This window comes from Wolbachia endosymbiont (group A) of Acrocera orbiculus, assembly GCF_947250015.1.
Lineage (GTDB): Bacteria > Pseudomonadota > Alphaproteobacteria > Rickettsiales > Anaplasmataceae > Wolbachia > Wolbachia pipientis.
The window spans coordinates 684,060-696,450 of record NZ_OX366272.1; the positions used below are offsets into that span (position 1 = coordinate 684,060).

Annotated in this window: 8 protein-coding genes and 3 pseudogenes; 6 read left to right on the plus strand and 5 right to left on the minus strand. The window is 34.5% G+C overall.

Annotated features, from left to right (window positions below):
- Positions 1-417: 417 nt before the first annotated feature.
- Entirely contained in the window at positions 418-1,335 is a 918-nt protein-coding gene (locus OOL03_RS03465) for an Rpn family recombination-promoting nuclease/putative transposase (RefSeq protein WP_264707650.1), read from the minus strand.
- 120 nt (positions 1,336-1,455) lie between these two features.
- Between OOL03_RS03465 and wmk the strand changes: the two genes are divergently transcribed.
- From wmk to ltrA, 4 genes and pseudogenes are all read left to right on the plus strand, one after another.
- Entirely contained in the window at positions 1,456-2,376 is a 921-nt protein-coding gene (gene wmk / locus OOL03_RS03470; protein ID WP_264707651.1) for a WO male-killing family protein Wmk, read from the plus strand.
- Positions 2,377-2,547: 171 nt separating this feature from the next.
- Entirely contained in the window at positions 2,548-3,204 is a 657-nt protein-coding gene (locus OOL03_RS03475) for a JAB domain-containing protein (protein WP_264330402.1), read from the plus strand.
- A 99-nt stretch (positions 3,205-3,303) separates the two neighbouring features.
- Positions 3,304-4,269, plus strand: a pseudogene (locus tag OOL03_RS03480) (hypothetical protein); the annotation flags it as partial.
- Between the two features lie 448 nt (positions 4,270-4,717).
- Positions 4,718-6,547 (plus strand): group II intron reverse transcriptase/maturase, encoded by a 1,830-nt coding sequence (gene ltrA / locus OOL03_RS03485; RefSeq protein WP_264707652.1) that lies wholly within the window; start codon positions 4,718-4,720, stop codon positions 6,545-6,547.
- Positions 6,548-6,936: 389 nt separating this feature from the next.
- Here the strand turns inward: ltrA and OOL03_RS07160 are convergent.
- Both OOL03_RS07160 and OOL03_RS03505 read right to left on the minus strand, forming a co-directional pair.
- Positions 6,937-8,030: pseudogene (locus OOL03_RS07160) on the minus strand (IS3 family transposase).
- Between the two features lie 142 nt (positions 8,031-8,172).
- Positions 8,173-9,693, minus strand: a complete 1,521-nt coding sequence (locus OOL03_RS03505) for an HlyD family type I secretion periplasmic adaptor subunit (protein WP_264707016.1) — start codon at positions 9,691-9,693, stop codon at positions 8,173-8,175.
- A gap of 266 nt (positions 9,694-9,959) precedes the next feature.
- Between OOL03_RS03505 and fabG the strand changes: the two genes are divergently transcribed.
- Positions 9,960-10,694, plus strand: coding sequence for a 3-oxoacyl-[acyl-carrier-protein] reductase (fabG, locus tag OOL03_RS03510; protein ID WP_264707017.1), 735 nt, complete (start codon positions 9,960-9,962; stop codon positions 10,692-10,694).
- A 94-nt stretch (positions 10,695-10,788) separates the two neighbouring features.
- Positions 10,789-11,118 carry a TrbC/VirB2 family protein gene (locus OOL03_RS03515; RefSeq protein WP_264707018.1) on the plus strand — a complete coding sequence of 110 codons (330 nt, stop codon included), beginning with the start codon at positions 10,789-10,791 and terminating at the stop codon, positions 11,116-11,118.
- A gap of 27 nt (positions 11,119-11,145) precedes the next feature.
- Here OOL03_RS03515 and OOL03_RS03520 read toward each other — a convergent pair.
- Together OOL03_RS03520 and OOL03_RS03525 are read right to left on the minus strand one after the other, a co-directional pair.
- Positions 11,146-11,448: pseudogene (locus OOL03_RS03520) on the minus strand (M48 family metalloprotease); the annotation flags it as partial.
- Positions 11,449-11,476: 28 nt separating this feature from the next.
- Positions 11,477-12,336, minus strand: a protein-coding gene (locus OOL03_RS03525) for an IS630 family transposase (RefSeq protein WP_264707019.1) whose coding sequence is annotated in 2 segments (ribosomal slippage) — positions 11,477-12,012 and positions 12,012-12,336 — 861 coding nt in all. Because the reading frame shifts where the segments join, the coding sequence is not laid out codon by codon here.
- Positions 12,337-12,391 lie beyond the last annotated feature (55 nt).

The window sequence follows — 12,391 nt, forward strand, 5'->3', positions numbered from 1 at the left end:
AAGTTTATGGTGCAAAGCAAATGAGTTTAGAGCCTCAAAGTTATTTAAGTAATGCTTCTATTCAAAGCCATTCAAAAGTATCAACTTGTCTTTCTGATGTAGGAGTAACCAAGCTTGGAAATACTTTGAGTAAGTAGGTGAGAATATGGAAGATATAATATGCCAAATAGTGAAAAGCTTATAATAGAATTTAAAGTAAAGGTAGCCAAAATAATGAGGGAAATCAGTAGCAAGTTTGATGGTCCCAATACTAAAGTAGCTTTGATATAGAAGTTTGGGTAACGTTATGATAGTAATTTATATAATTCTATGTGCAATCTTTATAGCCATTTTAGACAGTTCACTAGATTTTTAATTAGGGGATATGTCTAACTTAGAGAAGGTTTTCATAAATGTTAAAGTGAATAAGTAGGGATATTATGTTTTTTTCTTAAGTTGCAAAATTTCAGAATGAGAGAGACCGGTAATTTGAGCTATAACATCTATAGAGACACCGGCCTTGAGTGAGTTTTTTGCAACTTCAATTTTACCTTCAATTTTACCTTTTTCATGGCCGATTAGGATGCCTTCTTGTCTACCTTCTTGTCTACCTTCATGTTTAGCATCATCGAGTTTTTGAGCAAGGACAGCCTGTTCATCACGAATACGCTTGATCTCTTGTTCATATGCAATAAATTCTTTTTCTGACCAGTTGAACCTATTTAGTTCTTCATATGCTCTTTTAATTATTAGATCACTTCCTATTATTCTCTCTAGCTCTTGTTCACTAGTTTCATCTGCATATCTAAAGAAGTAGACCCATTTTTCAACAATACTTGAAAGCTGATCTTCTTTGGTTTTTGGAAATTTAGGCAACTCAATAAATATAAAGTAAAAATCTTTTAGATCATGCTCATTAGTATCTTCATCGCGAATAGTGTGCTTTGATTTGTACTCAGACTTATCAGGAAATAAAATACAGTCTGCTATAGCAATAAAGATAATTTCCTTAAGGTCATGATATTGATCGCCTTTGTCAGCCTGTCTTGAATAGGCTTTAGCAGCGTAGTATTGAGCACGTTTTTCAAAGCCCTTAGTTTTAGCGACCTGCATTTCGACTATGACTTGCAGCCCATTTTCATCCCTACAAAGAACATCAACAATGCTTTGTTTTTTAGAAGCAATATCAGGGTCTTGAATAGTACTTAAGAACTCTATATCCTTTATTGTACTTTTGCCAGTGAAGCCAAGGATATCATTAAGGAAGTGAATAAGAATGTCCTTATTTTTTTCAGTGCCAAAGATGCGCTTGAACGATATATCATTTTTTGGATCGAGAAACTTCGAAAGAGCCATGACGAATTAACCTAAAAAGCATTAATAATTATACACAATTCTGAAGAAATATTCAACTAAAATGCAAACATAGAAGTTTTTGTATATCTTTATTTGGTAGTATTAACCTATATAATATTTATGGCAAATATCTCAATAAGGTATCAGATAGCAGAAAAAGTAAGGAGCTGGAGGTTAAAGCGAGGATATACTCAAAAAGATTTAGCAAAAAGAATCGGAACAACATATCAGGTAATACTACAATATGAAAAAGGAACACGCAGAATTTCAATTAAGAAATTATATGAGTTAGCAGAAACATTATCAACAACTGCTAGAGATCTAGCTTGCGGACAAGAAGTATCAAATGAGAAAGGGTATGAGGGAGAGGAGGTACTAAATCTAGTAAGAAGACATAAAGAGATTAAGGACCAAGAATTACGTGAAACGTTTTATTTATTAACTAAATTCATCCGTATTAGTGAGGAAAGAAGTGGAAAAGCGGTAAAAATAGAAGTAGCAAATGGTTTGGTTAAGGAAGGAGTTTCTGCTCATGTTATCTCTCAAACGACCAGTTTATCTATTGATGAATATGATAATGATGAGAAAAAAATTTCTATTCCGTATAAAGTAGGTCAAAGAATAAAAGAATGGAGATTAAGACGAGAATATACTCAAGAAGATTTAGCAAGTAAAGTGGGCATAATAAATCAAAGAATATATGAATATGAACAAGGACGAGCTGCTGTTTCACTTGAAATGTTAGATGAAATAGCAAAGGTACTATCAATTAGTATTACAGACCTACTTCCAGAAACAAGAGAAAATGAGAATAGTGAAGCAGAGCTATCAAGGTTAATAGAAGAATACAAAAAGATCAAAAGCCAAGAACTACGTCATGTACTAATAAAATCTCTGTTTGAAAGCATACAAATTTGCAAAGAGAAAGTGAAGAAAGTAGAAAAGATGAAAATTGCAAAGAATTTGGTTAAGGAAGGAATTTCTATCAATATTATTTTAAAAACAGTAGGCATCTCTTTAAACGAAATTCAACAAATTTAAATAAAAAAAATCAGCATATATTAATATCTTTACTTTTTGATGAAAAAATAAGTAAAAAAGATTGAAAAATTGATTTGACTTCACTCGGAAGCTATGGCTCTATGCCAATGCTGATAAAAAAACAGCAGTAAATATTTAAAAAAAGTTTGTTGTTAGTGAAGGGTAAATTATATGAATAAAAGTAAAGAAGAAATCGAATTCAGAATATTAGAAAGCAAAGGCAAAGCACTACTTGATCGTGAAATAATGGAAACATTTCTAAGTGCAGTACATGAAAGGCCGCAAGCTCAAGAAATTGCTAAAAATCTGGTGAATACTTATACGGGAGTAGGAAGGATTTTAGGCCGAGAAATGGATGATCTGAAAGTTATAGAAGGAGTGACTGATTCTGCAGTAGCAATGATTATGTGTGTTAAGGAAACACTAGAAAGGGTACTGAAAGAAAAGCTTAAGAGTGAGCCAATAATGGACTTACAAGGGCTAGTAGAGTACTTAAACGTAAGTATAGGTCATGCAGAGAGGGAATGTGTAAAAATACTGTACTTGAATAAAAGGCGTCAACTAATTGGAGAAGAATCCTATATTGGTGAAATGGAAAAAGCACCAGTATACATAAAGGAAATTATAAGAAAAGCATTAATAAAGAATGCAACATTAGTAATAATGTCACACAACCATCCTGGGGGACGCTTAGAACCATCAGAAGAAGATCAAGAAGTAACGAAGAGCTTAGCAGCAGCATGTAGTACTGTAAGCGTTAGATTATTTGATCATATTATTATCACAAGTGGGGGCTATTTCAGTTTTCGAGAAAACGGATTGTTATAGCAGAAAGTATTTGTAAATCTACTCACTATAATTTATAATGAGTAATAGAGTGTATAACAACTATACACTTAGAACGTATATTTAATAGCGGAGGCTAATATGGTTAATAAAATAATTGTACCTTTTAGTGATAAAGAGGGAAGTATCTACGAGTTAAACATTGATATTGATAGATTATCGAAGGGTGAAATATCAAATGCTATTGTAGGAATTGGTCGTACTAGCCAGCAGCCTACTTTTGTAAGCAAAATTAATAAGGCTAAAAAGCTTGTAGATAAAAAAGTAGTACCTTTCCCTGGTAGAGAAGTTCGCGAAAACCAAATCAACTATGGGAAAGGATTTGACTATATTTATGGCACAAAACCTGTAAACGATCAAGCAGATTATCTAAATCCGTTTGCTTCAGCTTTACAAAAAATAAAGCCAAATGCAGAAAAGTTGAGCTGGTTTAAGAGTGCAGTGGTAGAGGCAAAGAACGTAAATGAATTACACAAAGTTATAGACAAAGTACTAACTTCCGGAGCAAGGCTAAATGCATGTAATGATGGAGAATGGAGCTTTGCTGAGTATGTAGTATTGGGTACACATTTTCACAAATTAGAAAAAAGTGATCGTAAAAAGCTAATACGAAAATTAATGCTAAGCGGTGCAGAGTTTCATGATACTTTATTGCAGAATAAACTGATAGGTGAAATCTATAATGAGCTACAACCAGAAGTTCAGCCACAGATAGATGAGAGACTAGAAGAACTAGAGAAAGCTGGTGAAAGTGCTGCTCAGGAAGGAGCTTTAATAGATCTAGAAATAGATAATAGGACGTTTTTTGTGGAATTTTCTGAGAACAGTAAAGTAGAAGTTGCCAAAATACTGGAAGCAAACAGAGAGTTAGGAAGTAATATTTTAAAAATTGGTAATGATGCAGTTGAGGTTAAAAGTGAGAAGGGAGGTATAAGAAACTATACTGATATGTCAGATGGCAGCTCCGTCATGTTAGAATTTCCTACAAGCGCTGGTAAGCTAAATATCATATTGTACCAAGATGCAAATCAGGTGCAAGTGAGAGTGTGCGATCCGATGTCATGAAATCATGATGGTTAAATTCCATCCACCATAACATCTGGTTGAAATCATAGTTCACATTTTAGGAAATTGGCAATTTTCTAGGGTGCAAGCATGAACTAAAAGGGAGTAATATTAAACCTTATAATAAATCCTCTCGAGAAGAGTTAGATATGGTTACGAAAGAAACTTATGTTTGAATTGTCGTCATTGCAAATATGCGAAAAAAAAGGTTGATACGCATAAACCAAAAGGTACAGAGAATGGATGATTAAAATGCTCACGTTTAATCAAGATGTTTCCGATCTCTCGGCAAAAAGTAAGAACCTAAATCCAACACGAAATGGTTTCATGGAACGGAGTAACCACATGGAAGCTCTTGTTAATCTTTATAAGAGTAACAAGCAGGTAGCCAACCGCAAGTCTCTGTGTGGAGGGATTGTTTAAGAAGCTAATGCCTAGGGTAATGTCTAGGATATGCAGACGTGGACACTGTAATTTGGAAGGTAAAGTTGTAAATAGTAGTGAATATGTTATGAGCCAACAAAATGTTAGGTATGAATGGAATGAAATTCCTTGGCGCAAGCTAGAGAAATTTTCGTTTAAGCTACAAAAACGAATTTACCGAGCTTCACAATGTAATGATATCAAAAAGATGCACAATCTTCAGAGATTATTACTCAAATCAACAAGTGCAAGAACGATAGCAGTTAGAAGGGTAACTCAGGACAACAGAGGGAAAAAAACTGCAGGTATTGATGGAAAAGCTAACCTTAGTCAAAAAGAAAGATTGCAATTGGCAAACTCCTTAGATATAAGGGAGAAAGCAAAGCCATCAAGACGCATTTGGATTTCAAAACCTGGAAAGAATGAGAAACGCCCATTGGGGATACCCACTATATCGTGTCGAGCAAAACAAACACTTGTAAAAATGGCTTTAGAACCTGAGTGGGAGGCAAAATTTGAGCCAAACACTTATGGTTTTAGACCTGGTAGATCATGTCATGACGCCATTGAAGCAATATTTCAAGCGTTGAGTCGAAAGACAGCATTCATCTTAGATGCTGATATATCTGGGTGCTTTGACAATATTAACCATAATAAACTACTTGAAAAGCTCAATACCACACCAACGTTAAAGAAAATATTAAGAGGATGGTTGAAAGCAGGTGTTATGGAAAATAGAATATATAAACCAACTGAAAGTGGTACTATCCAAGGAGGAACAATTTCTCCATTGCTCGCCTGTATCGCTCTAAATGGTTTAGAAAGCTATTTAAAAGAAACAATGGCAGATCAGATAAGAAGCTATAGAAAAGAAAAACTTGGTAGATCATGTAGAGAAAAGGCAAAAAGATCACTCAGCATAATTACTTATGCCGATGACTTTGTGGTATTTCATGAAAGTAAGCAAATTGTGCTTAAGGCAGAGATTTTAATTAAGGAATGGTTAAAAACCATTGGATTAGAATTAAAGTCATCAAAGACAAAAATTTCTCATTCATTGAATCCTCTAAAGGAAAAAAAACCAGGCTTTGATTTTCTTGGATTTACAATACGACAGCATACAGTAAAACAAGGTAAGAAAACATACAAGTTACTAATAAAACCGAGCCGCAACTCTATAAAACGATATACATTAACCGCTAAGTACAAACTTAAAGAAATGTGTGGAGCACCACAAGAAGCTATTATAAAAAACCTAAATCCACTTATTAGAGGATGGTGTCAATATTATACTTCAGTGATTTCAAGGAAAGTCTTCGAGTTACTAGATAGCGTTATGTTTAGAAAACTATGGAAATGGGCAGTACGTAAACATACAAATAAAGGCAAATACTGGATAAAGAGGAAATACTTTAAAAGGTATAAGAATGATAATTGGAGGTTTATGACAAGTAATGGAAAATATCTTATCAAACATGGAGACCATGCTATTAAGCGGCATATCAAAGTGAGAGGAGCAAAATCTCCATATGATGGAGACTGGATATATTGGAGCAGTCGTAGAGTACCAGATAAGTCACTAAGAGTGATAAAATTACTGAAGATGCAACAGGGTAAATGTAATTATTGTCAGCTATATTTTAGGTCAGAGGACATAATTGAAGTGCATCATCAAGACAAAAATAGGAACAATAATACCATAGGAAATTTGTCTTTATTGCACGGGCATTGCCATGATTATTTACATAGGAGTGTGTATGACAAACACCAAGTTAGAGAGAAGCCGGATGTGGTGAACGTCACAAGTCCGGTTTCGAAGTCGAGTGGGGAGAGGTGACTTTCCTCACTTAGATAACTCTTCATCCAGTAATATATTTCCTCCAAAAGCGATTATGCAGGAAGGTAAAGCAAGAGTACCAGGAGCATGAACTCAAAGTTGCTTAGGGTCAAGTTTTGAGTATTTTACTAAAATAGCTTTAACATTTTTTGGGGAATGTTTTAAATCCTATGGTGATGTTAAGTTAATAGCTTAAGAGATATTCTAAAGGAGTTATCTTATTTAAAAAATTACTTGGACGCTTATAGTTTTTTGAGCATAACCTTTCATGTTAGATTCAAAGAAGACTGAATAGGCTGCTCCACACTTTCTACTTTCTCGAGCTTGGTGTTGGGCTTAAAGGTATTGACCTTACCCAGAAAAAGTGGAGAGAAAGTTTGGAATGTTTTTCACAAAGAGAATGATGAATCAAAATGCTCAGGAATGCAATAGTTAATAGTGACGTTGTTTGTTATAAAAAATTTCTATATATTCAAATATTGCAGTTCTAGTTTGTTGAGCAGAGTGTTGTGAAGTATCAATAAGTATTTCTCTTTTCAATGAGCTAAAGAAGCTTTCTGCAACAGAATTGTCGTAACAACAGCCTTTATTACTCATCTATATTCTTTACAGCTAAGAGATATTGATAACCTTGCGAAGTATATTGTGAACCTTGATCACTATGTAATAGTAGATCTTTGGCAGGTTTACGCTTGTTAACGGCCATTAATAAAGAGTCCATAACCAATTGTTTATTTATTGAACTGCTCATTAACTACCATGCGTGAATATAGATCGATTATTGTTGCCAAATATAGCCATCCTTCTTTGGTTTTTATATAAGTAATCCCATACTTTATTTGGTTGATCGACAATAAAGTTTTGGTCTAATATATTGGGAGCTACTGTCCGTTTGTTGTTTCTTAATTTTAAATTTTCTTCTCAATATAGCCTGAATACCATTTTTCTGCATAATACTTTGCACTGTTTTTAAGTTGCAACTTTTACCCAAAGCCTTTAATTCAGCATGAATTTTAGGAGCTCCATATCTACATTTAGAAGCTTGATATATTTTTTGAATATCTGCTAATAACTCTTTATTTGCTGATTCTCTACTGCTTATTTTCCTTGTAGTCCACTTATAGTAGCCACTAGCAGAAAACCCTACATAATTCCTGCACTTTATAGTGTTTACTATGCTCTTTTATGAAAAAATATTTTACTCTTTTTGACTGGCCAGGGCTTTTTTTAAAATGTCTCTTTCTCTTGTTACTTTTGCTAACTCTTTCTGTAAATCAAATCTCTCTTTGTCATAAGGTGCTACATCTGGAAATGCATTTGCCGCTGACTTTTTTTCGTTATATTTCTTCATCCATTTTCCTAATACACTATCCCTTATTCCTAGATCTCTTGCTACTTTTGCAACTGGTTGACCTACCTTTCTTTGTTCATTTGCCAGCTTAACAGCTTCCAATTTAAATTCTGCCGTATATTCTCTTGCCATTTCTAATCCTCCAAAATTTTATTTTACCCGAAAAAACTCCTTTCTTTCTCTCCACTTTTTCTGGGTAAGGTCAAAAAGCCTATTGTCTAATTATGTACCTAAATTTTATTACGGCACTTTCACTACTACTTTAACGAGTGAGCTACCTTTCTATAAAAGACCTATCGACTGTTGCAATTATAGGCGTAAACAAGAATGATAAAAGAGTACGAGATTGAGTAACTATGTACACTTCTGCTGGCATACCAGGGTATAGGTATACGTTTTTAAACTGAGCAAGCTCTGGTTTTGGTATCACTACACGTACTGAATAATAACGCCCTAGCCTTGGATCATCAAGGGCATCGGGAGAAATATTGCTTACTATACCATTAATTAAACTTAAACGACGTGCACTGTAAGCACTTAAACGAACTTTAACCTTTAGCCCTTCTAGCCCATCAATAGAGACTATATTGCTATCTTTCTTTTGTGCTGACAGTATCTCTTCTATGTTTCTGGTCTGAATTTTAGCATCTATTATTAGGTCATCATCCGATGGCACTACGCTCATGATCGGAACTCCAGATTGTATAACACCACCTTCAGTATGGTATCTTATATCTGTCACTATCCCATCTTGAGGCGATTTTATTATTGTACGTGCTAATGAATCTTCAGCAACCATCAGCCTCTCTTTCAAGTCTGCAATAGACGTACTAACTTCCTTAAGTTCAGCGTTTGCTCTTTCTTGAGAATCATTTTTTACGTTTATAATTTCTAATTCATTCTCTCCAATTTTTTGCTGCACTTGAGATATTGCAGAACGGTAATGTCCAACTCTGCCTTCAATTTCAGCAAACTGTTTTTCTAAAGCTAAAATGTGTAGTTTGCTTATATGGCCACTATCAAGTAATTGTCTTTTTGTTTCCAACTCCTCAGTTATCAAGTCATATTGCTTATGAGCTGCATTTAGTTGAAAGTTTAGCCCCGCTAATTCATCATTTAACTGCTTTATACGTTGTTGCAGTATGTCTGTTTTTCCCAATATGCTCTTTCTCTGAGAGTTGAACAACTTTACTTGATTCTTTATCGCTTTATTTACAAGTTCATCGTGAGATAATTTTTTAACCTCATCAGGAAACTCGAGCGTGTCCAAATCTACTCTGATTGCAAGAAGCCTTGCTTCTGTTGCTAAAAATGATAAGAGCTTCTCTTTGATGATACTTAAATTCGCCTTCTCGTTAACATCACTCAACAAAACTAGAGGCTCATCTTTTTTAACTGCTTGACCCTCTTTTACTAAAATTTTGCTTATTATTCCTCCGCCCAAGTGTTGAACTATTTTTCTATTTGAAGATACAATAACTTCTCCACTTGCATGCACCGCACCGTCAATTGGAGCTATAGCCGACCAAATACCACCTATCCCAAAAAAGATGAGTATTACTACCAGACCAAAAAATAGTGGTCCCCATGTTACTTTCAGGACTTCATTTACGTTATTACTTTCACGTTTTAAAATAAAATTTATCACTGCATCAATCAATGCAAACGTCTTATCCAAAAATTTTGGGTACTTCTTCTTTTTATTTTTTGCTCCTTGCATATTTATATTATCACTATGGCCAATCAAGCCTGTCAAAGAAAATCCAGCGCTAAGCTTTTTTAACTTACTTATCATAATACTACTGTGAATTTGTGTTAACTCAAGATAACACACAAAAACAAAGAATCTATAATTTAAGCATTCCATTTAGACTGTAGAGCACCAGAATAAACTATTTAGTAACAATTCCTGCATCAACTATGTTTTTAAAATTTTTTGACGTTTAACTTTATTATAACTTTTTCTTTATTTTGTGAATATCTGAGTTACTTATATTATGTAAGAAATCTATTGCCAACCAGTCAATATTCTGTTAGGAATTAAGATAATATAAAGTTATTATGTTCGGATTGGAAAGCAGAAAGTTCCTAATCACTGGCGCATCAGGCGGAATAGGGCAAGCAATTGTAAAAATTATGCACGAAGCCGGAGCAACTTTATGTATTTCTGGCACAAAAAAAGAAGTGCTCGAAGGAGTTGCTAAACAATATGAAAAAAACATGCATGTACTCCCTTGTGATTTATCAAATGCTGAGGAAGTAAATCAACTAATAAATAGAGCAAGTGAGTTGATGGAAGGCTTTGACGGGCTTGTATGCAACGCGGGCATTACGCAAGACAGTTTATTATTGAGAATGACAGATGAAGCATGGCAAAAAGTAATTGATATTAACTTGAGCTCTACATTTAAGCTGAGTAGAGAAGCATGCAGGAAACTAATTAAGAATAATTGGGGAAGAATTATAAATATTTCCTCAATAATAGGGCTAACAGGAAACGCCGGGCAAGCAAATTATGCAGCGTCTAAAGCTGGAATAATAGCTATGAGCAAATCTATAGCAAAAGAAGTTGCAAGTCGTAATATAACAGTAAATTGTATTGCTCCTGGGTTTATAGATACTAAAATGACTGAAGTTTTAAATGAAGTACAAAAGGGAAAAATATTAGATAATATTCCAATGAAAAGAATGGGAACAGGGGAAGAAATAGCAGCAGGGGTCTTGTTTTTAGCAAGTGATGAAGCAAAATATATAACAGGGCATGTGCTTAACATTAATGGTGGGTTATTTATGTAGCAACACTTATGTATGGACAAATTATAACTTTTACTTTAAAATAAAAATAGGTGTAGGTTTAGGTTTGCGTTAGTTTATTATTTAGAGGCAAAAAATGAGCTCTATAATAGGATTTTTTGGTGTTTTTTGTGTAGTATTGCTTTCCTCTTTCTCAGGTTATGCAGCTGACCCTGATATGGATGACACAACTAAAGTAATATGCAATATTATTGGCTATGTTTGGGGAATAGGTGGTCCACTTATGACGGTAGTAATAATTGGTGCAGCTTTGCTTGCAATATTTGGCAGGATGCCTTGGCCTGCTCTTTTTGCTCTAGGCGTGTTTTGTGCTGTATTTTTTGGCGCTAAAACTATCATAACGAAAATTATGCCCAACGTAAGCGATGAAGCAAAAACTATGTTGGAAAAGTGTGGACAAAAATAACCCAAAAAGTGCAGAAATGCTTTTTTGTTACCCATTAAATTGCTTCATATCTTCAATTTGCAACAAGTAAGGGCTATTCTTTGGTAGAGTTTTAACAGCTAACTCAGCGTACTTCATAAATTGCTTTGAATTACCTTCAATACAAGCCTTTTTTGTCAAAGCAAAATAATGCATTGCCGTATCAGCGTCACATTTATATGCAATGCTTAAATATTTCCAGACAAAAGCGTTATTTGGTTCTACATTCAAAATCTGCTCCAGGTAAAAAATCGCCTTTTTTGCATCACCGTGTAATAATAAAGTATGAGATAATGCAAGTTTCACTAAATATAGCATTTCTCATAATAGTCCAAACAGGTCATAGGAAGGCAGAATCAACAGCACGAAGAAAGGATTCGAATAGAGGAATGTTTTTCCTGGCTCTGTTTTTTATAGCAAACCAATGATGCTCAATTTTGTTGAAATCTGGAGAATAAGGCGGCAGATACAAAATTTCTGCACCAACCCCTTTAGCAAGCTCGATAATCTTATCAGACTTATGAAAAGTAGCATTGTCAAGAATGACAGTCTGTCCAGGTTCCAAGATCGGTGTCAAAAATTGCTCAAACCATCCATTAAAAACATCCATATTACAGTGGCCTTCAAAGGTTAACGGAACAACTATCTTTCTTCCACTTAAGGCTGCAACCATACTGATTCGTTGAGTTTTCTTTCCAGATTTTAAGGCATAAAACCGCCGTCCTTTCTGGCAATATCCGTAGGGGTAGTCTTCGGTGTTATCAATGCCAGACTCATCTATATACACTAAGTTTTTAGGTTCTTTTGTCGCTATAATTTTCAAAAATTCAGCACGTTTTTCTTCGTTTCTTTCCTTGTATCCATATGTCTTTTTTTGCGCGTAAATCCAATTTTTTTAAGGGCTCGATAGATCGTTTGGATACTAACGTTGTTCCAAAGTTTAGCCATTTCCGATAGAGTCTTTCCTCCGTGTTCTCTGGCAAATTTGGCAAAGGTATCCCAGTCGGTAATTTTGTGATTGTAACCCCCATTTCCAAGTTTTTTTGATTGAAAGTCTCCTGTTTCTTTTCTTCTTTGCTGCCACTCCCATAAAGTAGTTCGTCCAATCTTAAATCTTGCTGCCACTGTTTCTCTGCTTTCTCCTTCGTCTAGCGCTTCCATTGCTTTTTTTCTTAAATCATAACTATATGCTGCTGGCATTCAACCTCCTTATCATCATCTATCCTTATCCTATCACATCCGGACTTTTATCGAA

Bases quoted from the DNA above. Each gene is read 5' to 3' on its own strand.
- fabG (WP_264707017.1), top strand. From the start codon at position 9,960: ATGTTCGGATTGGAAAGCAGAAAGTTCCTAATCACTGGCGCATCAGGC.
- OOL03_RS03515 (WP_264707018.1), top strand. From the start codon at position 10,789: ATGAGCTCTATAATAGGATTTTTTGGTGTTTTTTGTGTAGTATTGCTT.
- OOL03_RS03505 (WP_264707016.1), bottom strand. From the start codon at position 9,693: ATGATAAGTAAGTTAAAAAAGCTTAGCGCTGGATTTTCTTTGACAGGC.
- OOL03_RS03475 (WP_264330402.1), top strand. From the start codon at position 2,548: ATGAATAAAAGTAAAGAAGAAATCGAATTCAGAATATTAGAAAGCAAA.
- wmk (WP_264707651.1), top strand. From the start codon at position 1,456: ATGGCAAATATCTCAATAAGGTATCAGATAGCAGAAAAAGTAAGGAGC.
- OOL03_RS03465 (WP_264707650.1), bottom strand. From the start codon at position 1,335: ATGGCTCTTTCGAAGTTTCTCGATCCAAAAAATGATATATCGTTCAAG.
- ltrA (WP_264707652.1), top strand. From the start codon at position 4,718: ATGCCTAGGGTAATGTCTAGGATATGCAGACGTGGACACTGTAATTTG.